The organism is Xanthomonas sp. CPBF 426, from assembly GCF_903989465.1.
GTDB lineage: Bacteria > Pseudomonadota > Gammaproteobacteria > Xanthomonadales > Xanthomonadaceae > Xanthomonas > Xanthomonas euroxanthea.
This window is the reverse complement of record NZ_LR861805.1, coordinates 1,370,475-1,396,309: the sequence shown is the minus strand read 5'-3', so window position 1 is coordinate 1,396,309 and position 25,835 is coordinate 1,370,475. Positions and strand designations below refer to the sequence as shown.

The following is a 25,835-nucleotide window of genomic DNA, read 5'->3' as shown; positions in this document are numbered from 1 at the left end:
ATCAAGCGACGCCAAGACTCACTGTCGCGGTCACTGCGAAAGGTGATTGAACGGCGAAGGCGTCACTGGCAAGGCGGCTGCTCTGCGGCCTGGCTGCAGGATCGTGCCGCTCACCTCCACGGCGTTCGAAAGCGTGTGTCAGCCGCGCTTGGTCGGGCGGCCTGGGCGTTTTCCTTCCCTACACGTGCACTCGCGATGATGTGTGTCCGGGACAGGACACAACAGACCGTGATCAAGCGCGACAGAGATTCATTGAAACGCAACCTGGCCTGCCTGCTGCTTGCAGGCCTTGCGTTGACCGCGTGCGCACCACGCCGCCCTGGCGAGGTGCCGGCGCTGGTGCATGCGGCCGATGCGCAGGCCGAGGTAGTGCAGACCGATGCCGGTGCAGTCCGCGGTGCCGCCGGCGCGCACGGGCGGGTGTTTTTGGGCGTGCCGTTCGCCGCGCCGCCGGTGGGCGCGTTGCGCTTTCGCGCCCCGCAAGCTGCGCCAGCCTGGAAGGGCGTCCGCGATGCCACCCAGGCCGGGCCGGCCTGCCTGCCGCGGTATCGCTTCGGGCAGAAGCAGATATCGGAGGATTGCCTCACCCTCAACATCTATGCGCCGCCCGGCCCGGCGCCAGCGCATCCGCGCGCAGTGATGGTGTGGATCTACGGTGGCGCGCTGGAGCTGGGCAGCAATGTCGACTACGACCTGAGTGCCCTGGCGGCGCGGCAGGACGTCATAGTCGTGGCGCCCAATTACCGGCTGGGGGTGTTCGGTTTCTTCGCGCATCCGGCGCTGCGTAGTGAAGGCGAAGGGGCCTATGCATTGCTCGACCAACAGGCCGCGTTGCGCTGGGTGCAGCGCAATATCGCCGCCTTCGGTGGCGATGCCCACAACGTCACCGTGTTCGGTGAATCGGCCGGCGCCTGGAGCATCTGCTATCAGCTCGCCTCGCCGGGCGCGGCCGGTCTGTTCCAACGCGCAATCCTGCAGAGCGGCAGCTGCCTGGCCAGCGATTCCAGCGTGCCGCGCGCCGAGGCCGAGCGCGGCGGTGCGCGCATGGCACAGACGCTTGGCTGCGCGCATGCAAGCGACGTGGGCGCGTGCCTGCGCGCATTGCCTGCCGATACCGTGGTCGATGCCAAATCCCAGCGACGTGGCCTGACCGGCAGCGATGCCTGGGCGCCGATGTCTGGCGGTGACGTCTTGCCGTTGCCGCCCACCGAGGCGATCGCCAACCTGCACCATGTGCAGGTGCCGGTGCTGATCGGCACCAACCGCAACGAGGGGCGGCTGTTTGCGCAGTTGCTGTCCTATGTGGGCAAGCTCAACCTGCGCAGCGGCTATGAGGCACGCCTGCAGCGCATGCATGCCGACCCGACAGCGATCATGGCGCGCTATGCAGACATTGCCGGGCAATCGCGCTGGGATGCATTCGCCGACATCGTCACCGATGGCGGCTTCGCCTGCCCGACGCGTCGGCTGGGCCAGGCCTTGCGTACCCGCACGCCGGTGTATGCGTACGAATTCGACGACCCGCAGGCGCCGTACGGCCTGTGGCGTCTGCCGTTCTCGCATCCGCTGGGCGCGTATCACGCCTCCGAACTGGTGTACCTGTTCCAGCGGCCGTGGGTGCTCAGTGGCGAGCCGGCGTTCACTCCGGCGCAACAGGCCTTTGCCGATACGCTGCAGGATTACTGGGGCGCGTTCGCGCGCACCGGCGACCCAAATGGAGCTGGGCGTCCGCCGTGGCCACGCTTCGATGGCGACGCTCCGTTGACGTTGTCGCCCGGCAGGATCGGCGCAACGCCCGACTTCGCGCAACGGCATCGCTGCGCGTTCTGGGATGCACAGGCAACGCTGACGCCACCGCACGCGACCGCAACGCCGGCACAGTCACCCTCGCATTGATCGCATCATCAGGAGCCACCCATGTCCGTTTCCACTTCATCCCCCTGCCCCACGGTGCGCCTGCGCAACGGACGCAGCGTGCCGGCACTCGGGCTCGGCTCATGGAACCTGGGCCAGGGCCGCCACGCGCCGCAGCAGGAGATCGATGCGCTGCAGACGGGCCAGCAACTGGGCATGCGCCTGATCGACACCGCCGAGATGTACGGCAATGGCCGGTCGGAGCAACTGATCGGCCAGGCGATGGACAGCGTGCAGCGGCCTTATCTGGTGTCCAAGGTCCTGCCGAGCAATGCCAGCGCGCGCGGTATCGCGCGTGCCTGCGAGGCCAGCCTGCAGCGGCTCGGCGTGCGTACACTGGACCTGTATCTGCTGCATTGGCGCGGCGGCAGCGATCTGCACGAAGTGGTCGATGCCTTCGAGGCGTTGCGCGATGCCGGCAAGATCCGCGACTGGGGCGTATCGAACTTCGATGTCGATGATCTGCAGGACCTGTGGCGCATCGATGGCGGGCAACACTGCCTGGTCAATCAGGTGCTGTATCACGCCGGTAGCCGCGGCATCGAGTTCGATCTGCTGCCGTGGTGTACACATCACGAGGTAACAGTGATGGCGTACTCGCCATTGGGCAGCCGCGCATTGCTGGATCATCCGGTGCTGCACGCGATCGGCGAGCGACGCGGCGTGGCTGCAACCGCCGTGGCGCTGGCCTGGGCGATCCGCAGCGGGCAGGTCATTGCCATTCCCGAATCGGGAACGCCTGCCCATGTGCGCGAGAATGCAGCAGCGTGCACGCTGCAGCTGGACGCGCAGGATCTTGCCGACCTGGACCGCGCATTCCCGCCGCCGACACGCAAACAGCCATTGGATCTGCTGTAGCCCACATGTAACGCTTGGGTCCGCTACATGCGTTCGCAGACAGCGCGTCGGATCATTGCGTGACCTGCGCATCAGCCCGCTGCGATCCAACGCAAGCTTTCGGCTGCATGTGAGTATTCGTTCGCATGCAGACACGTGCATTTAACAGCGCCACTCCCACGCTGAACGGATCAGCCCGCATCCCAGCCCGCCAGAGTGGAGTCCCCATGGCCAAGTCCCCCAGCAAGCCCGCGCAACTTCCATCCACCGCCGCTGTCAGCGCAACTCCCGAGACGCTGCGCGGCACGGGCGACGAATTGCACCAGAAGGCCGGCGGCACGCACCCGCAGCTGACCACCAACCAGGGCATTCCGGTTGGCGACAACCAGAACTCGCTGCGCGCCACGCCGCGCGGGCCGACGTTGCTGGAAGACTTCATCCTGCGCGAGAAGATCACCCACTTCGACCACGAGCGCATCCCCGAGCGCATCGTGCATGCGCGCGGTAGCGCGGCGCACGGCTATTTCGAGCTGACCAAGTCGTTGAGCCAGTACACCACCGCCAAGATCTTTACCGAGGTCGGCGAAAAGACCCCGTTGTTCACGCGTTTTTCCACTGTCGCCGGCGGCGCCGGCTCGGTGGACACGCCGCGCGACGTGCGCGGGTTCGCGGTGAAGTTCTACACCAAGGAAGGCAACTGGGATCTGGTGGGCAACAACATCCCGGTGTTCTTCATCCAGGATTCGATGAAGTTCCCCGACCTGATCCACGCGGTGAAGATGGAGCCGGACCGTGGTTTCCCACAGGCCGCCAGTGCGCACGACACCTTCTGGGATTTCATCTCGCTGAGCCCGGAATCGATGCACATGATCATGTGGGCGATGAGCGACCGCACGATCCCGCGCTCGCTGCGCATGATCGAAGGCTTCGGCATCCACAGCTTCCGTTTCCTCAATGAAAATGGCGACAGCACCTTCGTCAAGTTTCATTGGCGCCCCAAGCTCGGCCTGCAGTCCACGATCTGGGACGAGGCGGTGAAGATCGCCGGCGCCGACCAGGACTTCCATCGTCGCGATCTGTTCGAGGCGATCCAGAACGGCGATTTCCCCGAGTGGGAACTGGGCGTGCAGCTGTTCACCGAAGCGCAGGCCGAGGCCTTCCCGTTCGATCACCTGGATTCGACCAAGGTCATCCCGGAAGAACTGGTGCCGCTGCAGATCGTCGGCCGCATGGTACTGGACCGCTGGCCGGACAACTTCTTCGCAGAGACCGAGCAGGTGGCGTACTGCCCGGCCAACATCGTGCCCGGCATCGACTTCAGCAACGATCCGCTGCTGCAGGGCCGCCTGTTCTCGTATCTGGATACGCAGCTGAGCCGTCTGGGTGGACCGAACTTCCACCAGATCCCGGTCAATGCGCCCAAGTGCCCGTTCGCCAATAACCAGCGCGACGGCCACATGCAGATGGGCGTGCCCAAGGGCCGTGTCGCCTACGAGCCCAGCTCGCTGCAGGCCGATGCGCCGCGTGAGGCGCTGCGTGGATTCCCCAGCCACGCAACCCCGGCCGAAGACGGCGCCAAGGGCCGCGTACGCGCAGAGAGCTTTGCCGATCATTACAGCCAGGCGCGCATGTTCTTCCGCAGCCAGACCGCACCGGAACAGGCGCACATGGCATCGGCGCTGGTGTTCGAGCTTTCCAAGGTGGAAACCCCGCACGTACGCGAAGCCATCGTCGGTCACCTGCGTCACATCGACCCGACGTTGGCGCAGCGTGTGGCCGATGGCATGGGGATGACCGCATTGCCGCCGGCACCGCCGGCGGCGGTCGCTCCGACCGACATGCCGTTGTCGCCCGCCCTGCAGTTGATCGGCAAGATGAAGGACACCTTGCAGGGCCGCACCGTGGGCATCCTGATTCACGATGGCTCCGACGCGGCGACGATCAAGGCCGTGCGCAAGGCCGCCGAAGCCGCCGGTGCCACGGTCAAGATCGTCGCGCCGAAACTGGGCGGCGCCAAGCTCAGCGACGGCAAGCAACTGGCCGCCGATGGTCAGCTGGCCGGCACGCCGTCGGTGATGTTCGATGCGGTGGCGGTGCTGCTGTCGTCGGAAGCAGCCAAGGCGCTGACACGCGAATCGGCAGCGCTGGATTTCGTCAGCAATGCCTGGGCCCATCTGAAGGCGATCGCCTTCGACGACGGCGCGCAGCTGCTGCTGAAGGCCGGCAATGTCGGCAAGGACGCCGGCGTGATCGCCGCAGCGGATACCAAGGCCTTCATCACTGCCGCCAAGACCCGCCAGTGGGCACGCGAACCGAAGGTGCGCATGCTGGCGTAACCGCATCCGCATAGGCTGCACAGGCTTGGGCGCGAACGACTTCCACGTCGTTCGCGCCCAAGGCGTTTATGCGGGCAACAATTCATCAACGGAAAACCAGCGCATCCTCTGCAACGGCCAGCCTTCAACCCGTCTTTTGGCCGCGTCTCATAAACGACGCAGCGATTTGGAATCCGGCTGTCTTTACGTCGTTGCGCGGTCGTGTCTTTGGGGTGTCGGCGCGCGCGGCCAGGTCGGCATAGAGCCGCGGGCTGCGGTTTGGCTGCAAGGCCCTTGCCCGCCCACCATCGCAGGACACGCCGCAAGCACGTCCGTGTAGCAGTCGTCTTGTCAGATGCGCTAGGACGCTTCGGCGGGAAACTGCGCAGCGTTCGCCAGCGCGCGGTACTCGCGTGGCGTCATGCCCACCGCCAGCTTGAATTGCCGCGCAAAGGCGCTTTGATCGCTGAAGCCGCAGGCATGCCCGATTTCGGTCAGGCTCTTGTTTCCGTGCAGCAGGTGCATCGCCATCTGCAAACGCAGCTTGGCCAGCACCTGTTGCGGGGTCAGCTGAAACACCTTGCGGAACGAGCGCTGCAGCTTGGACATCGAAAAACCGGTGATCTCCACCAGTGCCTGCATGCGCACGTTCTGCGCGTAGTTGGCGTTGAGGTACGCCAGCGCGAGCCGCAGTTTTTCGTACTGCGATTCGTGCCCGTCCTGCGGTCCCAGATCACGCGAGATGCCGATGATGCCCTGCACCTTGCCGTCGACCAGCAGCGGACGTTTGCAGGTCAGGCACCAGCCCGGTTCGCGATTGGCGAACAGATGCAGTTCCAGCAGGTTGTCGATCACTTCGCCGGCCAGCACCTGCTCGTCCTGGTTGGCGTAGTTGGTGCCCAGACCGCTGGGATAGACCTCGGCAACGCGCTTGCCGATCAGGTCCTTGCGCGACTTCAGCCCCAACCGCCGCAGCATGGTCTGGTTGACGTGGGTATAGCGGCCCTCGCGATCCTTGACGAAGAACAGCACGTCCGGCACGGCATCGAACAACGCTTCCAGATCGGCAGGATCGATGCTCTTCATGCAGGACGTCATGCAGGACTGGACTCGGGATCAGGAAAGACGCAGCTGGCGATGACACCTGCCGCCGATGCAGGCCGCAGCGCATGCCACGCCATGATACGCCGCGCGCATCAGACGCCGGCGCCCGCGCTCAGCGCGGGTTGTCGGCCACGTTGGCCGCGGCCGGCGCGGCCTTGCTGTCCACCGCCGCAGCCGTCGGATTGCCGATGCGATCCAACGGCACCTGCTGCGCGCGCCAGCCACTGACCACCGCCGCACCGGACTGCGAGCCGACCTGCACCTGCAGGCGTGCACTGCCGCCGGGCGCGATGAACTCGACGGCGCAATCGCCGGCGGCCATGCAGCTGTCGGCGGCCAGCGGATCCACCAGCTGCCAGCCCTGCTCCATCACCGCCTGCGCAAACGCGCGGTAACCCATGCCGGACTTCAGCGTGGCCGGCAGCGGCACGCTCGGGTCGCTGGCCGCGTCGGTACCGGCGACAGTCGCGGGTGCCGAAACGGGCGCACGCGCGGGCACCGTGGGCCGCGATGCGGCATTCAGGGCAGGACTACAGACTAGGGCGAGCGCCCACAATGAGGGGCGGAACAACGTGCGCATGCGAACGGTCCTTGCGGCCTGCAGGGAACTGGGGAAGTTAAAGAATCGCTATTTTGACATGGCGCGCGTGCGCTGCGGCACTGCTGGCGCCGGCCATTCAGCCGGGCGCAGTGATCCAGGCCAAGTCTATCAGCCACAAGCGGACTCATCCTTCAGGCGTCATCGACCTTGACGCCTACCTGTGAATATCGTCCGGCAGGCAACGCGCGACTGCACTTGCGACGGGTGGGAGATCGAACCATCCCATCCGGGGCGGGCACCGCGCCCAGTCGCCATCCTTGCGAGCGCGTTGCATCATTGCGGTTTGCGCGTGGAGTACCCGATGCCCGACACCACCTCTCCCGCTTATGCGGTTGGCCAGCTGTGGCGCTGCCGTGGGCGCACCGCGACGGAGACGCCGTTGTTGCTGATCAACCAGATCGACGTGCATCCCCACGGCGGCCAGATCCTGCACGTGAGTATCAGCGACATCCAGGTGCGTCACGCGGGATTGCCCGATGGAATCCTCGATACGCTGCCACACATCCCGGTGATTGCGCAGACCCTGGAGCGCAGCGCCGCCGAATACGTCGGCGATGCCGCGCCCACCCAGGATTACCTGCCGGGCTATGCAGAATGGAAAGCCGCCTTCGACGCCGGCAATGCCGGCTCGTTCGGGATCGCGGTGGCGGAGATCCTGCAGATCGTGGAAGGCCAGTTGGCCAGGCGCGATCAGCAGCGACACTGACCAAGCCCGGCGCCTGTCGAAACACTGAAGCCCGGGCCGTCACGCTGCATCAGCCCACCAACCGGCACGCCGCTCCAGGCGGCGTGCCGGTCGCACCCTCATTGGCCGATATGCTGCTTCAGCCAGCTGTTGACGGTGTCGTGCCACAGCACGCTGTTATCCGGCTTGAGCACCCAATGGTTCTCGTCCGGGAAGTACAGGAACTTGGAGTCGATGCCCTTGCGCTGCAGCGCGGTGAACGCGGCCAGGCCCTGCTCGACCGGGATGCGGAAATCCTGCTGGCCGTGGATGACCAGCATCGGCACCTTCCACTTGTCCACGTGCAGCACCGGGTTGAACTTCTCGTAGCCGGCCGGGTTCTGCCACGGCGTGCCGCCGTTTTCCCATTCGCTGAACCACAGTTCCTCGGTGGCATAGCCCATGGTGCGGTTGTCGAACACGCCGTCGTGGTCGACCAGGCACTTCCACGGCTGGTTCCAGTTGCCTGCCATCCAGTAGACCATGTAGCCGCCGTAGCTGGCGCCCAGCGCGCAGGCCTTGTCGCCGTTGAGGAAGCCGTATTGCTTCTGCGCGGCGGCCCAGCCCTTCTGCAGGTCTTCCAGCGGGCGGTCGCCCCAATGCTGGCTGATCGCGTCGGTGAATTCCTGGCCGTAGCCGGTGGAGCCGTGGAAGTCGATCATCACCACCGCGTAGCCCTGCCCGGCATAGGTCTGCGGATTCCAGCGGTTGCTCCAGCCGTTGCCGAAGCTGCCCTGCGGCCCGCCGTGGATCAGGAATGCCACCGGGTAGGTCTTGCCTTCCTGGTAGTTGTACGGCTTGACCACGTAGCCGTGCACGGTGTCATTGTTCCAGCCCTTGAACTGGAACTGCTCATAGTCGCCGAACTGCACGTCCGGCAGCAGCTCGCCGGCGCTCTGGGTGATCGCACGCAGGCCCTGGCCCTGCACGTCGCTGACAAACACCTGGTCGCCGCTCTTGAGCGAGTTGCGGGTAAACGCCAGCGTGGTGCCGGCCAGCGTCGGTGCATGCACAACGCCCTCGCCGACCAGTTTGGTCGGGGTGCCGGTGGCGATGTCGATCTTGAACAACGGATGCTCGCCGAGGTCGTCGGCGCTGGTGTAGATGCTGGCGCCGTCATCGCTCAACACGATCTCGCCAGCCGAGCGGTCCCACTTGGGCGCGATCTCGCGCGTCTTGCCGCTGGCCACGTCCATCGCCATCAGGCCGAAGCGGTCGGCTTCGAATCCGGGGCGCTTCATCGCGCGGTAGTACAGCGTCCTGCCGTCGCTGCTGAACACCGGGCCGGCATCCCAGGCCGGGTTGGCCGCGGTCAGGTTGACCGGCGCTGCCTTGCCGGCCGCATCCAGCCGGTACAGGTCGAAGTTGGTCTGCCACGGCTCGTCGTTGCCGGTGGGCTTGCCGGCGGCCTTGGCGTTCTTGCCCGCTTCCGGGCCATGTGGCTGCGGGATGCGCACGCTGGCCACCACGCTGGCACCATCGGGCGACCAGGTGTAATCGTCGTTGCCGCCGAACGGCTTGGACGGCGCATCGCCGGCCAGCGTGGCGCTGATCGCCGAGGCGCCGACCACGGCCTTGGCGCCGGCAGCCGGCAGCTCGGCGACGAACAGCGTATTGCGGCGGCCGTCGTTCCAGGTATCCCAGTGCCGCACGAACAACTGGTCGTAGACCACGCCGCTGGCCTTGGCGTTCTTGACGCTGGCGAGTTTGGTCTTGGTGCACGCCAGGTCCGAGCCGCAGTCCTGGAACACGCCGGCACTGAAGGCGATGCGCTTGCCATCGGGCGAAAGCTTGTAGCTGTCCACATCCACTGCGAACGCGGTCACTTGCTGCGGCGTGCCGCCAGTCATCGGCTGTGCGTACAACTGCTGCGTGCCGGATTTACTGCTGAGGAAATACACCGTCTTGCCGTCCGGCGACAGCGCCGGGCTGTTGACGTTCCAGCCGTCGGGCGTGAGCCGCCTGGGCGGCGCTGCATCGCGGGTACGCAGGTTGCGCGTCCACAGGCCGGTGGACGGCTTGCCGTTGCTGCTCTTGGCCTGCCGCTTGGCAAACACCAGCACGCTGCCGTCGGGGCTGAGCGTGGGCGACGACACCCGGTCCAGCGCGACCATGTCGCGCACATCGAATCCGCGCGCGGCGGCAAGGCTTGGCAAGGTAGCCAGCAAACACAGGGGCAATACGGCGTGACGCAGCTTCATCGAGAGTTCCCGCAACGGCAAAACGCCGATGGTAGGCGTTGCTGCAGCGCACGCGCAAAGGTAGGAGGTCATGCGCGCACAGGTGCCGCACGTTGCTGCGCCCGGTAGCGGCCCGATGCGCGCCGTGCGCATTGGAGGTCGGCAACGGCGCCCTACGCTGCAGCGCAGGTGGCGCTCAGAACGTGAGCTTGGCCTGCAGCCCGACCACCAATGCGTTGTGCGTGCGGGTATAGGCGTAGGTTCCGGGGTTGACGATGTATTGCACGTCCGGGCGCAGCATCAGCCACGGCGTGAGCTGCGCGCTATAGGCGAGCTCGTAGAGCTCTTCGGCAGCGCTCAGGCCGACCAGTGGCGAATCGGCCGGCACGCCGGCATCGATCGACTCGGCGCGGCGTGCATCGAGCAGCCGATGATTGATCCGGCCGGCCACATAACCCAGGGCGATGCGGTCCTGCGTGCGTGCGCCAATGCCCTGGTACACCCCGCCAACCGAATACCAGCGTGTCATCAGCGCACTGTCGTGGTCGCTGGCCATGAACTGGGCGAATCCGGTCAGGCCAATGCTGGCGTCCGCTCCGGGAGTGACCAGCTTCTGTTCGACCAGCAGATAGGCGCCGTCGCGTCCGGTGCTGCGGCTGGTATCCAGCCCACGCCTGGCGACCGTCGAGGAGTCGTAATAGCCACCGAACTTGTACACGCCCGGATAGCGCGAGGCGGCCGGCTTCCAGGTGAATTCGAGCGGGAAGATCGCACCGGTGGTGCCGCTGGCGAACGGCTCGAACGCGTAGGTGTCGCGGGCGCCGAAGCCCAGATTCGGATTGACCTGGAACCAGCCGGCATGCAGGTTGAGCTGCGGGGTCAGCTGCTGCGCCCCTTCGATGCCCCAGCGCGCGGCCGGGTAGTTGTACCAGCCACTGTTGGCCGAAAACGCCAGCGGATGCGCGCAGAACGCGGCATTGACGAAGTTCACCAGCAGCGTGTGCGAGGCAAACTGGTTGCCCATCGCATAGAAGCCCAGTTTCAGATACGTGCCGCCCTGGTGGAAGCTGCGGTCGTAGCTGAACTCGCTCAGGCGGGTGTACTGGCCTCCGTACACTTCCTGGATGGGGAAGCGATTGCCCACCAGGTCGGCGGAGGTGCTGCGGCCGCGGCGGTCGTTGATGGTGACATGCAGGCTGCCACCGTCCCAGCCGGCGAGTTTGGCCATGTCCAGATCCACGCCCACCCGCAGTTGCTGCGCATAGCGCGCACTGTTTTTTTCGTAGCCGCCGTCCACCACGCCGAACGTCTCGGACACGTAGTCGCCGCGAACGCTCACTCCGTGCTCGGCCCAGGCGGACCGACGCCCGCCCCAGTCGCCGGTCAGCGTGGTGTCGCCCGCGGCGACTGCGGTGGCCGGCAGTGCCAGCAGCAAGGCGTAGCCCAGCGCACTACGGCGCGGGAAAAAAGTCAGACGATGCATCGTGGTTCTCTGAGTCGGGGCAGCGTGCACCGCCGGCGGTGGCGATGCAGGGCGGTGATGCCCAGGCGCCGCTGCGGTAACGGGACCGTTGGCCGGATGCGCCAGGCACCCGGCCGTCGGGTTGCGCCAAGCGCGGCTGACACACCGGTGCGCGCCCGTCAGGCGCGCGCGGTGTGTTGGCCGCTCCAGGACCACGCGAGCAGATGCCGGCGTGGTCCTGCGTGGGCGGTGGGTCAGTGCGCGTCGGGCAAGGTGTAGGCGATGACGTTATCGCCACGATCGGGCGACTGCCGCGCACCGCCGGCACTGATCACCACGTACTGTTTGCCGGTCTTGTGCGAGACGTAGGTCATCGGCCCGCCCTGACTGCCGACCGGCAGGCGGCCCTTCCAGAGCTCCTTGCCGGTGCCGCTGTCGAACGCGCGCAGGTAGTAGTCCTGGGTGCCGGCAATGAACACGAGTCCGCCCTGCGTGGACAGCGTGCCACCCAGCGTCGGCATGCCGATCGGGATCGGCAGATGCATCTTGACGCCGAACGGGCCGGTGTCCTGCACCGTCCCCACCGGCACCTGCCAGGCGATGCTGCGCGTCTTGAGGTCGATGGCGCTGAGCGTGCCGTACGGCGGCGCCTGGCATGGAATGCCCAGCGCCGACAGGAAGCGGTTCTTGTTGACCGCATACGGCGTGCCCTTCAGCGGCACGGCGCCCATGCCGGTATTGACTGCCTCGCCACCACCGGACGCCTCGGCCTTGCGGGTGTCGGCAGGAATCATCTGCACCCACAAGCCCAGGCGCATGTCGTTGGCGAAGATGACGTCATGCACCGGGTCGGTCGACAGGCCACCCCAGTTCATGCCGCCCAGCGAGCCGGGAAAGCTCAGCGACACATCGGTACCCGGCGCGGTGTACAGGCCTTCATACCGCATCTGCTTGAACGCGATGCGGCACAGCATCTGGTCGATCGCGGTGGCGCCCCACATGTCCGATTCGGTCAGGTGCTTAGTGCCGATCTGCGGCATGCCGACCGACAGCGGCTGGGTCGGCGCGTACTGCTCGTGCGCAATATCCGAGCCTTTCACCGGCACTTCCCTGACCTCGGTCAGCGGCTTGCCGGTGGCGCGATCGAGCACGTAGATCTGCCCGGCCTTGGTGCCGATGACCACGGCCGGGGTGTGGCTGCCGTCCTGGTTGGGGAAGTCGATCAGGCTGGGCTGCATCGGCAGGTCGAAGTCCCACAGATCGTTGTGCACGGTCTGGTAGACCCACTTCTCCGCACCGGTGGTGGCATCCAGCGCCAGCACCGAGGCGCCGTAACGGTGATCGAGCGCGGTGCGCTCGGCGCCGTACAGATCGGTCGATGGCCCGCCCAGCGGCAGGAACACGGTGTTCATCGCCGCGTCGTAGGACATCGGTGCCCACACGTTCGGCGTGCTGCGCACATAGCTGCTGCCAGCGGCCGGCGCCTGGCGATCATGCGGATTGCCCGGGTCGAAGGCCCAGCGCTGCGCGCCGGTGACCACATCGAAACCGCGCACCACGCCACCGGGCATGTCGGTCTGCACGTTGTCGGCCACGCGTCCGCCCACCACCACGGTGGTGCCGGCCACCAGTGGCGGCGAGGTCAGCTGGTAGAACGGATCCGGCGCAGCGCCCAGGCCGGCCTTGAGATCGATCTGGCCGTTGCTGCCGAAACCCTGGCAGAACGCACCGGTGTCCGCATCCACCGCGATCAGGCGACCATCGATGGTGTTGGTGAACAGGCGGCGACGGCAGTTGGCATCCTGCGCCACCGCCACTGCGGTGATCGGCGAGGGGTTGGCCACGCTCGGCGTCGGCAACGCCGCATCGGCATCGAAGTAGCCCAGGCCACGGCAGCGCTGCCACACCGACGAGGTCGCATTGATCTCGCGCCGCCACAGCTGCTTGCCGGTGCTGGCGTCGAGCGCAATCAGATTGTTGTGCGGTGTGCACAGGAACACGGTCTCGCCCACCTGCAGCGGGGTCAACTGGTCTTCGGCACCGTTGCCGTCGCTGTTGGCGATCTCGCCGGTGTGGTAAGTCCAGGCGACCTGCAGCTGGCCGACATTACTGCGGTTGATCTGGTCCAGCGCAGCAAAGCGGCTGCCGCCATCGGTATTGCCGTAGGCGGACCAGTTCCGTTGCGCGCTTGCCGGCCGCACCGCCGTCATGCCGGGCCCGTGCTCACCTGCCACCGGCGGATGCGGCACGAACATGCCGCCGATACCGGCCAGGACCGCCAGCGCCAGCACCGTTGCCACGCCATAGGCAGTGCGCCCGGCCGGCAAGGCCCGGCTACGCCGCAGCGCCGGCCAGGCCAGTGCCACCAGCACGGCGAACGCCGCAGGCAGCATCAGCCGCGAGATCAGCGGCCAGAACTCCAGCCCCGCCTCCCAGAGCGCCCAGACCAGCGTCAGCACGAAGGCAGCGCCATACACCAGCGCACCGGCCGGCCGACGCAGCACGATCAACACACCGGCCACGGCGGTCGCCAGGCCCATCAGCAGGAAGTACCAGCTGCCGCCCAGGCTGGCCAACCTCGCGCCACCCAGCAGAAAGATCAGCCCCACCAGCGCAATCAGCATGCCCAGCACCAGCAGCAATGCCCGGCCCGGGACCGGCAACTTCGATTTCGTTTCCACGTTGCAACACCTCGATCAGGAGATTCCGCCCTGCACTGCGCCCGGCATTCCGATCTGGATGCTGCAAGGTGCCCGCACGGCGGCCAGTAGAGGCAGCATCACTGCCCACTTTCCGTCACTCCCCTCCCCGGCCCACGTACCGCTGGTGGGACCGGCACCGGCATGCCCGGCAGACTGACGACATAGTGTCGCACCGCACCGGGCATTTATTACATATCTGAAGCGATTGCCTGCAGAACACTGCAGTCCGCGCAGGCGCGGACCGCAGCGGCTTTTGTGTGCGCAGCGCGCGCTGCGCGCCTCAGAAGCGGTGCGACATGCCCACATACACCTGCGCGTCCGGGGTGCGGTCGTTGAGGCCGAAGTTGGCGCCCACATCCAGCTGCAACAGCGGATTGAGCAGATACGCAGCGGCGATGTCGGCCGAATACTGCTCGATGGTCTGCGCCGGGTCGCGGTTGATCGACGACCATACTTCCACCGCCATCGACAACTTTGCGGTGAGCGGATGCGCCAGATTGATCGCGTTGACGATGGCGACATGCTTGCCGCTGCCATCGCTGTCGGCCAACCAATCCACCTCGGGCCCGAAGGTCAGCGAAAAGCTATTTGGCAGCACGAAATTGATCGGCAAGGCGACGCCGCCTTCCCACTCGTCGTTGCCCAGGCCGGTGCGCGCGGTCGGTGCCTTGACGAACGGCAGCAACGCCACGCTGGCGGTATCGCTTTCGTAGAAACGCGCCTTCATGCGCAGGAAGATATCTCCGCCGCCGCTCAGGCTGCTGCGCGCACCGGTGGCGCGGTCGGTGGTCTTGACCTGCAGCTGCGGTGCCCAGTTCAGCTGCAGATCGATGCGGTCGCTGACGCCGTATTTGAGCGTGGGATTGGTGAAGTACGCCGTTTCGATGCGGGTGGCGGGCTGGCTGTCGCGGGTGTAGCTGCCGATATCGGTCTCCAGCTGCCAGGCGCCGGTTGGCACGGTACAGGTGGAATTGGCCTTGGTCGGGCGATCGGTACACAGCGCCGCTTCGGTGGCCTCTTGTGCCTGTGCCTGCAGCGCGAGGCTGCACAGCACGCCGGCCAGGGCGAGGCTCAGCAAGGGGACGCGTCGTGCGCGGGTGGAGCGGTGGGAGATGGCAGTCAGCATTGCAGTGGTTTCCATGGCAAGACGCTGGACAGCTCGCGGGAACGGTCAGCGTTGGGGAGGGGGAATGCGCGTGGATGTCGAACGACTGCATGGCCGCCGGTCTGGCGGCGTGTTGCCAATCGATCTTATAGGCGTCGGCGGGCCTGAAGACGCCGTCGGTGACAAAAGCGGCCTCAACAGTGTGCGGATGTCGCACAGCGTGATGCGAGTCGCTTTTCCACGCCCATCCTGGATGGGGTTACGCGGTGCGAGGACGTGCGCGGTGGCGCGTCATCGGGATCGATCGAAGCATGCGGTCGCCGTGGTGCACCCATCGGTGCGGGAGACGGCACGATACGGAGCAGCGGCATAAAGTCGCTATGCACGCGGCCTGCGCAGGGCGTAAAGCCGGCGCAAAGGCGCTGCGGTGATGCAGACGCGATGGCCTGAGCGTTGTGCGTGCGTTGCCTGAGCGCAGCCGCGTGAGGCGTCGCCGGATTGCAGCTGCGCGCGTGTCGACCGATCAGCAGGTCAGCCGGGCGCGCCGATGTCGTTGCCCTGCATCGACAAGGCAGATCCGCTCACGGCAGCAATGCACGAGCTTGCAGGGATGTTTGAATTGAATATGCCGCTGTGCGGTCGCAGCGCCGATTCGGTGCACCGTGCCGTGCCGGCATGCTGCTGCACTTGCGCGCTCGGCAGCAGGGCCGCATTCGAACCGCGCCTCTTGCGAGGCAATCAGAACCGCGGCAATCCGGTCAATGCCACAACAAAAAAACGGACACGCATCCAGCGATGCGTGTCCGTCCAGAGGCAGCGCGCAGGCACATGCCTTAGTGAAGCGTCACCCTCAGGCGGTCTGTTCGCCGCGCTTGCCAACGCGGTACAGCAGCCAGCCGACCAGGGCGAGGATCGCCAGGCCGAACCATTGGTTGAGCTGCAGGCTGGCCGGCAACGCCAGCACATCGGCACGGCTGGACAGCACGATCGGCACCGCGATGGCGATCCCCATCAACGCCTCGCCGGTGATCAGGCCGGCGGCGAACAGCACGCCCGGGCGGTGCACGCGGTCGCGGCCTTCCTCGTCGTCGGCGCGGATCTTGTGGAAGCGTTCCACCAGATGCGCGATCAGGCCGCCAATGAAGATCGGCACCATCAGCTCCAGCGGCAGGTAGATACCGATCGCCGCCGCCAGCACCGGCACGCGGAAGCGCTTGCCGGTCTTCTTCAGCCATTCGTCCAGCGCGATGATCGCCGCGCCCACGCCGGCACCGATGGCAATCATCGACCACGGCAACTGCCCACCGAACAGGCCCTTGGCGACCGAGGCCATCAGCGTGGCCTGCGGCGCAGCGAGCGAATTTGGATGCTGCGGGGTAGCCGGGCCGATGCCGTAGGCCTGCGCGAGCAGGTTCAGCACCGGCGCCATGATCAGCGCGCAGGAAAACGCGCCGATGCCCAGCATCAGTTGCTGCTTCCACGGCGTGGCGCCGACCAGATAACCGGCCTTGAGATCCTGCAGGTTGTCGCCGCCCACCGCTGCCGCGCAGCACACCACCGCGCCGATCATGATCGCCGCCACCGCACCCAGAGGCGCGGCGCCGATGCCGACCGGCACCAGGCCATCCTTGCCCAGCAGCAGCACCAGCACTGCCGAGGCGAACAGGATGGTGGAGATGGTGATACCCGAGACCGGGTTGTTGGACGAACCGATCAGGCCGGCCAGATAGCCGGACACCGACACGAACAGGAAGCCGGCCACGATCATGATGATGGTCATCGGGATCGACACGTGCCACTGCTGCACGATTGCCTGGTACAGGCCCAGCAGCGGCAGGGTGCACAGCACCAGCGCCACCAGCATCCACTTCATCGGCAGGTCGCGTTCGGTCTCGGCAACCACACCGCCACCGCTCTTGCGCGCAGCGGCGAAGCCGCTCTTGACCCCGGACAACAGCGATTTACGCAGCGAGAACAGCGTCCACACGCCGCCGATCAGCATCGCGCCGACACCGAGGTAACGGATCTTCGCGCCCCAGATGCCGAATGCCGTATCGGCCGCCGGCGCGCCGACCAGGCTCTGCGCCAGTGCCGGGTCGCTGCCCATGAAGAACTGCTGGTACAGCGGAATGGCGATATGCCAGGACAGGATCGACCCGGACAGCACCACGATGCCGACATTCAGCCCGACGATGTAGCCCACGCCCAGCAGCGCCGGCGACAGGTTGGTACCCAGATAGCCGACCAGGCGGCTGCTGCCCAGGTAGGTGGCCTGCGCCCAGGTGTCCGGGATCACCCGCAGACCGCTGGCCGCACCCAGCTTGACCAGCGCACCGATGGCGCCGGACATGGCCAGGATCTTCAGGCCCGGGCCGGGATTCTCGCCGGCCTTGAGCACCTCGGCCGCGGCCTTGCCTTCGGGGAACGGCAGCGGGTCTTCGACGATCATCGAGCGCCGCAGCGGCACCGAGAACAGCACCCCGAGCAACCCGCCCATGCCGGCGATACCGAGCACCCACCAGTACTTGAAGTCCGGCCAATAGCCCATGATCACCAGCGCGGGAATGGTGAAGATCACCCCGGCCGCGATCGACGAACCGGCCGAGGCACCGGTCTGGACGATGTTGTTTTCCAGAATGGTGCCGCCGCCGAGCAGGCGCAGCACGCCCATCGAGACGACCGCGGCCGGAATGGCGGTGGCGATGGTCAGGCCGGCAAACAGGCCCAGATAGGCGTTGGCGGCCGAAAGCACCACCGCCAGCACGATGGCCAGCACGACGGCGCGGAAGGTGAGCTGGCGCGGTTGCGCGTCATGGCTCATTGGGCAGTTCCCCTGTGGCAAAAAATCCGCACCACGCTAGCGCCTACGCAGGGTTCCGTCCAGCTGCGCCGCGGCGTGACAGTGTGCGTGATGTGGCGACTGGAATGCCTGAAAGTGTGTCCACCAGGGCGGCAGGCGTGCATCAGCGCGTGCCAGCGGCTGCATCGTCATATCGGGGATCTTCTACCGGTGACGATGCGTCGGCTGCTGCACCGACGCTGGCAGCGTTGGCGCGGCCGTTCGCCGCAGAAGGCGCGCCAGCCACACTGGCTCAATGAAAATCGCGCGAGGGCAGTTGCATGTCGCCGAGCAGGTCGCTGAGGTCGTGCAGGTCGCCGGCGATCAGGTGCTCCACGCCGTCCACGCGTTCCCAGCGGCCACGCACGGCCAGCAGGCGCGATTCCAGCAGTGCGCGGCGGCGGCGCAGCGCCAGGTGCGACCAGACGATGACGTTGATCATGCCGTGCTCGTCTTCCAGGGTGACGAAGATGGTGCCCTTGGCAGTGGCCGGGCGCTGGCGCTGGGTGACCAGGCCGGCGACATGCACGCCGCTGCCGTGGCGGCGGCCCTGCAATTCGCGCAGGCCGAGGATGCGCCGTTGCCGCATCTGCGGGCGCAGCAGCGCCATCGGATGCTGGCGCAGACTCAGGCCGACCGAACGGTAATCGGCCAGGATCTCCTCGCCTGCGCGCGGTGCTTCAAACTCCACCACGCGTTCCTGCGGGCTGCCCGGCAGCAGCGGCCGGCGCGCTTCCACGCCGGCCATCGCCCAGCGCGCGGCATTGCGGTTGCCGACCATGCCCTGCAGGGCGCCGGCTTCGGCCAATGCCAGGCGTGCCTTTTCGTCGAGTGCGGCGCGCAGGCACAGATCGCCGATATCGGCGAAGGCCCGCTGCGCGCGCGCGGCGACAATGCGATTGGCCACCACCTCCGATAACCCGGCGACCTGGCGCATGCCCAGCCGGATCGCCGGTTGTTCGCCGGGGTCTTGGTCGCTGCGCCAGGGCCGGCCACCGACCAGCGTGTTGTCCCAATCGCTGTGCAGCACGTCCACCGGCAACACCTCCACGCGCGCGCGCTCGGGACTGCCGCGGCGCGCGTCCTGCACGATCTGGCTGGCCGAGTAGAAACCCATCGGCTGCGCATTGAGCAGCCCGCAGGCGAAGGCCGCCGGCTCGTGGCGCTTGAGCCAGCAACTGGCGTAGACAAGCTTGGCGAACGAGGCGGCGTGGCTTTGCGGGAAGCCGTAGGAACCGAAGCCCTTGATCTGCTCGAAGATCTGGTCGATGAAGGTGGAGGCGTAGCCTTTGCCCTGCATGCGCTCACGCACCCGCGCGCGGTGCTGTTCCATATCGCCGCCGCGCCGCCAGGCCGCCATCGAGCGGCGCAGATTGTCCGCTTCGCTCTCGGTGTAATCGGCAGCGTGCATCAGCAGTTCCATCACCTGTTCCTGGAACAGCGGCACACCGAGCGTTGGCTTGAGGATGTCCTCCACCTCCGGCGAGGGATAGTTCACCTCCTCGCGGCCCTGCCGCCGGCGCAGATACGGGTGCACCATATCGCCCTGGATCGGGCCGGGGCGCACGATCGCCACTTCGATCACCAGGTCGTAGAACACCGCAGGCTTGAGCCGCGGCAGCATCGCCATCTGCGCGCGCGATTCGATCTGGAATACGCCCACGGTATCGGCGCGCTGGATCATCCTGTAGGTCGGCGCATCCTCGCCCGGCAGCGTGGCGATGCTGTAATCGCGCCCGCGATGCCCGCGCACCAGCTCCAGCGTCTTGCGGATGCAGGTCAGCATGCCCAGCGCCAGGCAATCGACCTTGAGCAGCTTCATCGTCTCCAGGTCGTCCTTGTCCCACTGGATGATGGTGCGGTCGGCCATGGCTGCGTTTTCCACCGGCACCAGCAGCGACAAGGGTTCATCGGAGATGACGAATCCGCCCACATGCTGCGACAGATGGCGCGGGTGATCGCGCAGGTGTTCGGTCACCGCAAGAATCTTGTTGATCAGCGGGTTGGCCAGATTGAAACCGGCCTCTTCGATGCGCTGTTCCATGGGCGTTTCGCCATTGCCCCAGCCGTAGCAATTGGCCAGCAGCGCGATCTGGTCCGGCGGCAGGCCGAAGGCCTTGGCCACATCGCGCACGGCGCTCTTACCGCGATAGCAGATCACGGTGGCGGCCAACGCCGCGCGTTCACGCCCGTATTTGTTGTAGACGTACTGCAGCACCTCCTCGCGGCGTTCGTGCTCGAAATCGACGTCGATGTCCGGTGGTTCGTTGCGTTGTTCGGAGAGAAAACGCGCCATCAACAGACGCGTTTCATCCGGGTTGACCGCCGTGATGCCCAATGCATAACACACCGCCGAGTTGGCCGATGAGCCACGGCCCTGGCAGAGAATCTTCTTCGACCGTGCGAACTGCACCACGTCCTGCACGGTGAGAAAGAACGCCTCGTACTTCTTGTGCGCGATCAGCGCCAGTTCCTTCTCAATGACGGTGCGTACCTTTGCCGGCGTTCCATTCGGCCACCGCTCACGCATCCCCTCTTCGGTGAGCTGTCGCAGATAACTCGCTGGGGTATGTCCTTCCGGCACCAGCTCGCGCGGGTAGGTGTATTCAAGCCTGGAAATATCGAAGCTGCAGCGCTGCGCCAGGTCCACGGCGGCCTGCAACAACGCATCCGGGTAGATGTTGCCCAAGGCCCGCCGCGTGCGCAGATGGCGCTCGCCGTTGCGGAACAGATGCGCGCCGCACTCGGCCAACGGCAAGCTGTGGCGGATGGCGGTCAGGGTGTCCTGCACGATGCGCTCGCGCCGCTGCGCCATGTGCACATCGCCGCTGGCCAGTGCGCTCATGCCCAGTTGCTGCGCCAGCACCTGCAGGGCAAGCAAGCGCGCCGCATCGTCCTGTTCGCGATGCAGCTCCACCGCCAGGAATGCACGCGCGCCGAACACCTGCTGCAACCAGGTGCCCTGCCCGGCCTGCGGCTGCGCACCGGGCAACCACACTGCGAACACGCCGGGCTCCACGCCGCGAAACTGTGCCTCCACCTCGGCACGCCCCAATCGATAGGCGCCCTTGCTTGCCGCACGCCGCGCGGTGGTGATCAGCGCGCACAGCTGCGGATAGCCCTGCGCGTTTTCCACCAGCAGGACGAAGCGGGTGCCATCGACCAGGGTGAACTCGCTGCCGACGATCAGGCGCACGCCGGTGGCGCGCGAGGCTTCCAGCCCGCGCACGATGCCGGCCAGCGAGCACTCGTCGGTGATCGCCAGGGCGCTGTAGCCGCAGTGTTGCGCGCGCGCGAACAACTGCTCCGCGCTGGAGGCGCCACGCAGGAACGAAAAATCCGACAGGCAGTGCAGCTCGGCATACGCGGGCAGCCCATCGGCAACCATGGCATGGGCGATATCGTCGTTTGCCGCGCGCAACCGCGCGGCGACCGTCCAGCCGCGCGGCATGCGCCCACCGGGCGTATCGCGGTCCACACCGTCGACGGCGTCATCCCAGCTCATGCGCGCACACCGTCAGCCTCGCGCTGCCAGTGCACGGGTTTTCCAGTGCGCTGCAGGTCGATGCGTTGCCGTTGCCGCTTCGCTGCGCGGCATTGGGCGCCTACGCCACCGCTGCGGCGACCGGCCCGGCAGGCAGTGCGCCGGTGCTGCAACGGGATGGATCGGATCATGCAAACCACCCGTGCAGCATCCAGCCATCGACACGGCCTGGTGCGGCAAACACCCAGGCCTGCCGCCCGCGTGCGGTTTCCACCACGTAGTAATCGCGACGCGCCTCGTCGTCGTCCCACCAGCCGCTTTCCAGCCGCTCCGGGCCGGAGACGATGCGCAGCTGGGTCTCGTGCAGGGGCACCGGTTGCGGCAGCAGCCAGGTCGGGCGTGGCGGACGTGGCGGCGCACCGGTTTCGCGCACCGCATCGCCAATGGCGCGCCGCCAGGCGCGCTCCGGGCGCGGGTCGTCGGCCGGCAGTACGCGATACACCGCCTCGTCGCCGAGCCGCGCACGCAGGCGCTCGCGCAGTTGCGGCCACTCCACCGATTGCTGCGCACGCTGATCGAACAGATCGCGCATGGCCGGCACGAACGGCGGCAGCTGCCGCGCCAGCAGGCGCATCGCCACCACCGGCCGCGGGATCTCCACCCGCTCCAGCCGGTTGCGCGCAAGCTCGAACAACAGCGTCGGCGCCCGTTCCGGGGTGAGCAGGCCGATCTCGACATCGGTGGCGCCTTCTTCGTGTTCCAGCCGCAGCAGGAACCGTTGCACGCCGCCATCGCGGATGGACAGGTAGGTGCACAGATCGCCGATCAGGCGCCGCAGCGGGAACAACAGCGCCGGATGCATTTCCACCTCGTAGCCGAGTTCCACCCGCTGGTCGAAGTGATCCGGTGGCGCGTAACACTCCAGGGGGTCGTCGACCTGGCCGTAGAGGCGGTCCAGATGCTCGAGCAGGCCCGCACCGAACCGCCGGCGCAGCCCATCGCGCGGCAACGCGCGCACCGCCGCCAGCGTGCGCACGCCCATGTGCTGCAGGCGCTCACCGGCATCGCCCGGCAACGCGGCGCGGCGTACCGGCACCTGGTCCAGCGTGGCGTGCAAGGCCGGCAACTGCGTCACCACCATGCCATCGCGCAAACCGGCCAGCACACGCGCGGCACGCGGTGTCGGTGCCAGGGCAAGCCGGTGCTGGAAGCCCAAGGCCTGCAGTTCATCGCGCAGCCGACGCTCGAAACGCGGCCACGGCCCGAACAGTTGAAAACTGGCGCCGGCCTCCAGCACGATGGCGCGCGACCATTGCTGGCTCACCAGCGAACTGTGCCGGTACGCCCACGCCGCAAGAAACCGCTGGGTGCGCGCCTCGGCCTGCGCCTCGTAGTCGATGGTGCGCACAGTGGCCATCAGCGCATGCGCCGCCGACAGCCGCATGCCGGCTTTCAGGCCGGCGGCGGACGCCGCTGGATTGACCGAATGCAGGCTGCGCAACTGTGCCGGCCCTTCCACCAGCACCAGCGGTGCGTCAGGCTCTTCCAGGCGCCGAAGGACGGCGTCCAGCGCCAGCTGCGGCAGCAAGATGCAGGCCCACAACATGCGCGCGCCTCAATGCGCCAGCCGCAACGGCTGCGACGGGACCTGCCCGCCGCGGCACTTGCGCACCTGCCAGGCATCGCGCTCGGGCAGAAATTCCAGCCGCAGCGCGGCCGGCGATGCATTGACCGCATGCTTGCGATCGCGCAGCGCGAACGCGCAACAGTTGCCGCTGTCGGCGGCGACTTGCAGCCGCCGCAATGCGCGTGCATCGCCGGTCTGCGGCCAGCCCAGTACCGCCGCGCAGGCGCCGCTGCGCAGGCATTGTTCGAACGCCCACAAGGCATCGCGCGGCTCGGCCTGCACCACTTCCAGATGGTCCAGCACCACCCCGCCCGCCTGCCAGGCCGGCGCATAGGGAATGAACGGCGGCGCCACCAGCACCACCCGGCTGCTGGCGCCGGTCATGCGCGCCAGCGTGGGCAACAGCAGCGCGATCTCGCCCACGCCGTGCGCGGGCAGCAGCAACTCGGTCAGTGCCCGCCGCGGCCAGCCGCCATCGGGCAGCAATGCGTCCAGTGCCCCATGCCCGGTGGATTCGCCGCCATGGGCGATGGCGGTGCCGTGACCTGCGCGCCATACCGTGCGTGCGGCCAGCAAGGCGTCCAGCGGCAGGGCGACTGCCGCGTTGCCGTCCTGCCTGATGCGCGCGGGCTCCTGGCTCATCTCAACCCTGCCGGATCAGACCGCAGTACAGCCCTTCGATCGCGAAGTCGGCATCGGCGGCCACCACGATCGGCGCATGCGCGCGGTTGCGCGGCAGCAGGCGGATGCGTTCGGCACCACGCTCCAGCCGCTTGATGGTGATTTCGCCATCCACCCGCGCCACCACGATCTGCCCATCGCGCGCCTCGCTGCTGCGATGCACGCCGACCAGATCGCCGTCCAGGATGCCGTCGTCGATCATCGAATCGCCTTGCACCTGCAGCAGATAGTCCGGGCGCAACGAAAACAGCGCACGGTCCAGCCACAGCTGCCGGTCCAGGCCGATATCCGCCCCGATCGGCACGCCGGCCGCCACCCGCCCCAGCACCGGCAAGGCCAGCAACGCATCGCGCGCGGCGCCGCCCGGCATGCGGATGCCCCGCTTCTGATTGGGCAGCAGCTCGATCAAGCCGGCCTCGGCCAGCGCCTGCACGTGCTTTTGCGCGGCATTGCGCGAGGCGAACCCGAATGCCTGCGCAATCTCGGCCAGGCTGGGCGACACCCCTGCGTGGGCCTGCTCCTGCAGGAAAGCCAGCACGGCCAGACGTTTGGGAGAGAGAGGTTCCATGGGAGTGCAGCGGCCGGACGGGGCAAGGTGTACATTTGTACACCTATCTGTCGCAGCAGGCGAGATTGGCCCGTGCAGGTTGCTGAGCCGCTTCAGCCAGGACCGGCCTGCGACCGGCCGGATACGACCCAGCGCCGAATCTGGCCGCGCGGGCCGCTGCGCTTGCGCCTGGCTTACCGCGCACGCATCCGTTTGTGGATTGGCAACAAGCGCACGGCTGCGGTCGCCGGCGAAACCGTCATCGTGCTCAATGGCGCTGCGCTGTTAGCCGATGATCCGGAGCTCTACGGCAGCTACATCGGGCTGGCCGACGGCATGATTGAAGCACCCGCCTTTGCCGATTGCTTGCGGCCGCCCGTGCAACCCCGGCAGCAGGAGCGGATCCACCCACCTGCGGCGCACTACCGCCGAGGTCACGGCGCAGGCTCACTCTCAAGAACCTTGCTCTGAAGAACCTTGCTCTGAATAACCTCGAGGCGCTGGGACATCGCGCGTGGCCAGGCGCCCGCCCTCTCGTCGGGCGCCCAAAACGGCAGCAGCATCGATCAGCTCTCGCGCGTGCTCGCCGGCCGCTTCCGCGTCGCCGCCGCTTTCCTGGCGGCAGCCTTGCGCACGCCAGGCCCCTTGGTCTTGGCAGCTTTCTTGGCCGCTGCCGAGCGGCTGCTGGAACTGCGTTTGGCCGCTGCACTCCTGGCCTGGCGCGACAGCGCCTGGGTGCCGGCAACCTGCTTGGCGGTGGTCTTCTTGCTGGCCGTCTTCAAGGCCTTCTTGGCGCCTGCCGACCGCGTGGGCGAGGTCTTCTTGGTGGCGTTCTTGGCGGCCTGTTTCGTCGTCTTCTTGGCGGCCTTCTTGGTGGCCTTCTTGGTGGCCTTTTTCGCCGTCTGCTTGGTCGCTTTGCGGGTGGTCTTGTTTGCGGTCTTGGCGGTGGTCTTCTTGGCCGCCTCGCTGTCCTGCGCCGCCTTTTTCTTGGTGCTCCTGGAGGCGCTCTTGGACGGCTTGGCATCCACGCCATCGCGGCGCGCCTTGGACAGGCCAATCGCAATTGCCTGCCTGGTGCTCTTGGCACCATGCTTGCCTTCGCGCACGTGGTCGATTTCTTCTTTGACGTATTCGCCGGCCTGGGTACTGGCCGACTTGCCCTCGCGCTTGTCCTGGGCGGCCGCGCGCCGCGTCTTGGCTTCTGGCATGGGGGTGCTCCCGGTGCGTTGTGACGTGCCGATGTAAGCAACCGCCACGTCAACGCCTGGTCGACAACGCACTTGCGGTTGAACAACACGCCGTTGAACAGCATGCCGTTGAACAGCACGCTGCCAGCCTGCATCCAGCGCGTTGCTTGTCAGCCTTCGCCTGCCGGCAATGGCTCGCCCTGCGCATCGTAGGCTGGCGGGTGATAGAAGTTGACCGTCTTCAGCGGCGTGTCACCGGTATTGCGAATCTCGTGCGCCTGGCCACGCTCGATCGCGATCAGGCTGCCGGCCTGCAATGCCTGCGTGTGGCCATCCACGATGGCCTCGCCCGCGCCGTCCACCACGAACAGCCATTGGTCGGCGCCGCGATGGCGATTGTCCGGGCCACCCTCGCGATCGCCCGGTGCCATCACCATTTCGGCCGCCTGCATCTGGCGCAGCGAAAACAGCACCTTGAAGGGGTTGCTCAATTCCAGCGTTGCGTACTGCATGCGCGCGTCTCCTC

Annotated in this window: 17 protein-coding genes and 1 pseudogene; 5 read left to right on the top strand and 13 right to left on the bottom strand. The window is 66.9% G+C overall.

Annotated features, from left to right (window positions below; genetic code table 11):
* Window positions 1-198 precede the first annotated feature (198 nt).
* From H7A87_RS05970 to H7A87_RS05960, 3 genes are all read left to right on the top strand, one after another.
* Window positions 199-1,896, top strand: coding sequence for a carboxylesterase/lipase family protein (locus H7A87_RS05970; RefSeq protein WP_232087935.1), 1,698 nt, complete (start codon window positions 199-201; stop codon window positions 1,894-1,896).
* Between the two features lie 21 nt (window positions 1,897-1,917).
* Window positions 1,918-2,772, top strand: coding sequence for an aldo/keto reductase (locus H7A87_RS05965; protein WP_119129212.1), 855 nt, complete (start codon window positions 1,918-1,920; stop codon window positions 2,770-2,772).
* Window positions 2,773-2,978: 206 nt separating this feature from the next.
* Window positions 2,979-5,087, top strand: a complete 2,109-nt coding sequence (locus H7A87_RS05960; RefSeq protein WP_104649749.1) for a catalase — start codon at window positions 2,979-2,981, stop codon at window positions 5,085-5,087.
* A gap of 339 nt (window positions 5,088-5,426) precedes the next feature.
* On the opposite strand, the gene H7A87_RS05955 is transcribed toward H7A87_RS05960, so the two are convergent.
* Complete coding sequence (locus tag H7A87_RS05955; RefSeq protein ID WP_119129211.1) at window positions 5,427-6,152, bottom strand: AraC family transcriptional regulator; 726 nt, start codon at window positions 6,150-6,152, stop codon at window positions 5,427-5,429.
* Window positions 6,153-6,282: 130 nt separating this feature from the next.
* Window positions 6,283-6,750 (bottom strand): hypothetical protein, encoded by a 468-nt coding sequence (locus H7A87_RS05950; RefSeq protein ID WP_104582400.1) that lies wholly within the window; start codon window positions 6,748-6,750, stop codon window positions 6,283-6,285.
* Between the two features lie 322 nt (window positions 6,751-7,072).
* Between H7A87_RS05950 and H7A87_RS05945 the strand changes: the two genes are divergently transcribed.
* Window positions 7,073-7,477 (top strand): hypothetical protein, encoded by a 405-nt coding sequence (locus tag H7A87_RS05945; RefSeq protein ID WP_208413834.1) that lies wholly within the window; start codon window positions 7,073-7,075, stop codon window positions 7,475-7,477.
* 98 nt (window positions 7,478-7,575) lie between these two features.
* Here H7A87_RS05945 and H7A87_RS05940 read toward each other — a convergent pair whose 3' ends face one another.
* The 9 genes from H7A87_RS05940 to lexA all read right to left on the bottom strand — a co-directional run bounded on the left by H7A87_RS05940 (window position 7,576) and on the right by lexA (window position 24,143).
* Window positions 7,576-9,696, bottom strand: coding sequence for a S9 family peptidase (locus H7A87_RS05940; RefSeq protein WP_119129210.1), 2,121 nt, complete (start codon window positions 9,694-9,696; stop codon window positions 7,576-7,578).
* Window positions 9,697-9,871: 175 nt separating this feature from the next.
* Window positions 9,872-11,158 carry a carbohydrate porin gene (locus tag H7A87_RS05935; protein ID WP_119129209.1) on the bottom strand — a complete coding sequence of 429 codons (1,287 nt, stop codon included), beginning with the start codon at window positions 11,156-11,158 and terminating at the stop codon, window positions 9,872-9,874.
* Window positions 11,159-11,391: 233 nt separating this feature from the next.
* Window positions 11,392-13,818, bottom strand: coding sequence for a glucose/quinate/shikimate family membrane-bound PQQ-dependent dehydrogenase (locus H7A87_RS05930; RefSeq protein WP_232087934.1), 2,427 nt, complete (start codon window positions 13,816-13,818; stop codon window positions 11,392-11,394).
* Window positions 13,819-14,119: 301 nt separating this feature from the next.
* Window positions 14,120-14,962: a transporter gene (locus H7A87_RS05925; protein WP_119129264.1), complete on the bottom strand. Its 843-nt coding sequence runs from the start codon at window positions 14,960-14,962 to the stop codon at window positions 14,120-14,122.
* 832 nt (window positions 14,963-15,794) lie between these two features.
* Window positions 15,795-17,765 carry an oligopeptide transporter, OPT family gene (locus H7A87_RS05920; protein ID WP_104582397.1) on the bottom strand — a complete coding sequence of 657 codons (1,971 nt, stop codon included), beginning with the start codon at window positions 17,763-17,765 and terminating at the stop codon, window positions 15,795-15,797.
* Window positions 17,766-18,036: 271 nt separating this feature from the next.
* Window positions 18,037-21,288 (bottom strand): error-prone DNA polymerase, encoded by a 3,252-nt coding sequence (locus tag H7A87_RS05915; protein ID WP_180496904.1) that lies wholly within the window; start codon window positions 21,286-21,288, stop codon window positions 18,037-18,039.
* A gap of 166 nt (window positions 21,289-21,454) precedes the next feature.
* Window positions 21,455-22,873: a DNA polymerase Y family protein gene (locus H7A87_RS05910; RefSeq protein ID WP_104582396.1), complete on the bottom strand. Its 1,419-nt coding sequence runs from the start codon at window positions 22,871-22,873 to the stop codon at window positions 21,455-21,457.
* Between the two features lie 9 nt (window positions 22,874-22,882).
* The gene (imuA, locus tag H7A87_RS05905) at window positions 22,883-23,536 is read right to left on the bottom strand and encodes a translesion DNA synthesis-associated protein ImuA (RefSeq protein WP_180496903.1); all 654 of its coding nucleotides are present in this window, start codon (window positions 23,534-23,536) and stop codon (window positions 22,883-22,885) included.
* 1 nt (window position 23,537) lies between these two features.
* A complete protein-coding gene (gene lexA / locus H7A87_RS05900; protein ID WP_115676342.1) occupies window positions 23,538-24,143 on the bottom strand; it encodes a transcriptional repressor LexA in 606 nt (201 codons plus the stop codon).
* 125 nt (window positions 24,144-24,268) lie between these two features.
* On the opposite strand from lexA, the pseudogene H7A87_RS20800 reads away from it, so the two are divergent.
* Window positions 24,269-24,593: pseudogene (locus H7A87_RS20800) on the top strand (Fic family protein); the annotation flags it as partial.
* Between the two features lie 95 nt (window positions 24,594-24,688).
* On the opposite strand, the gene H7A87_RS05890 reads toward H7A87_RS20800, so the two are convergent.
* A complete protein-coding gene (locus H7A87_RS05890) occupies window positions 24,689-25,330 on the bottom strand; it encodes a DNA-binding protein (RefSeq protein ID WP_119129207.1) in 642 nt (213 codons plus the stop codon).
* Window positions 25,331-25,479: 149 nt separating this feature from the next.
* Entirely contained in the window at window positions 25,480-25,821 is a 342-nt protein-coding gene (locus H7A87_RS05885) for a cupin domain-containing protein (RefSeq protein WP_119129206.1), read from the bottom strand.
* Window positions 25,822-25,835 lie beyond the last annotated feature (14 nt).

What these genes read in the sequence shown, in the direction of transcription:
- H7A87_RS05970 (WP_232087935.1), top strand. Translation starts at nt 199, where the DNA reads ATGTGTGTCCGGGACAGGACACAACAGACCGTGATCAAGCGCGACAGA.
- H7A87_RS05965 (WP_119129212.1), top strand. Translation starts at nt 1,918, where the DNA reads ATGTCCGTTTCCACTTCATCCCCCTGCCCCACGGTGCGCCTGCGCAAC.
- H7A87_RS05960 (WP_104649749.1), top strand. Translation starts at nt 2,979, where the DNA reads ATGGCCAAGTCCCCCAGCAAGCCCGCGCAACTTCCATCCACCGCCGCT.
- H7A87_RS05955 (WP_119129211.1), bottom strand. Translation starts at nt 6,152, where the DNA reads ATGAAGAGCATCGATCCTGCCGATCTGGAAGCGTTGTTCGATGCCGTG.
- H7A87_RS05950 (WP_104582400.1), bottom strand. Translation starts at nt 6,750, where the DNA reads ATGCGCACGTTGTTCCGCCCCTCATTGTGGGCGCTCGCCCTAGTCTGT.
- H7A87_RS05945 (WP_208413834.1), top strand. Translation starts at nt 7,073, where the DNA reads ATGCCCGACACCACCTCTCCCGCTTATGCGGTTGGCCAGCTGTGGCGC.
- H7A87_RS05940 (WP_119129210.1), bottom strand. Translation starts at nt 9,696, where the DNA reads ATGAAGCTGCGTCACGCCGTATTGCCCCTGTGTTTGCTGGCTACCTTG.
- H7A87_RS05935 (WP_119129209.1), bottom strand. Translation starts at nt 11,158, where the DNA reads ATGCATCGTCTGACTTTTTTCCCGCGCCGTAGTGCGCTGGGCTACGCC.
- H7A87_RS05920 (WP_104582397.1), bottom strand. Translation starts at nt 17,765, where the DNA reads ATGAGCCATGACGCGCAACCGCGCCAGCTCACCTTCCGCGCCGTCGTG.
- H7A87_RS05915 (WP_180496904.1), bottom strand. Translation starts at nt 21,288, where the DNA reads ATGAGCTGGGATGACGCCGTCGACGGTGTGGACCGCGATACGCCCGGT.
- H7A87_RS05910 (WP_104582396.1), bottom strand. Translation starts at nt 22,873, where the DNA reads ATGTTGTGGGCCTGCATCTTGCTGCCGCAGCTGGCGCTGGACGCCGTC.
- imuA (WP_180496903.1), bottom strand. Translation starts at nt 23,536, where the DNA reads ATGAGCCAGGAGCCCGCGCGCATCAGGCAGGACGGCAACGCGGCAGTC.
- lexA (WP_115676342.1), bottom strand. Translation starts at nt 24,143, where the DNA reads ATGGAACCTCTCTCTCCCAAACGTCTGGCCGTGCTGGCTTTCCTGCAG.
- H7A87_RS05890 (WP_119129207.1), bottom strand. Translation starts at nt 25,330, where the DNA reads ATGCCAGAAGCCAAGACGCGGCGCGCGGCCGCCCAGGACAAGCGCGAG.
- H7A87_RS05885 (WP_119129206.1), bottom strand. Translation starts at nt 25,821, where the DNA reads ATGCAGTACGCAACGCTGGAATTGAGCAACCCCTTCAAGGTGCTGTTT.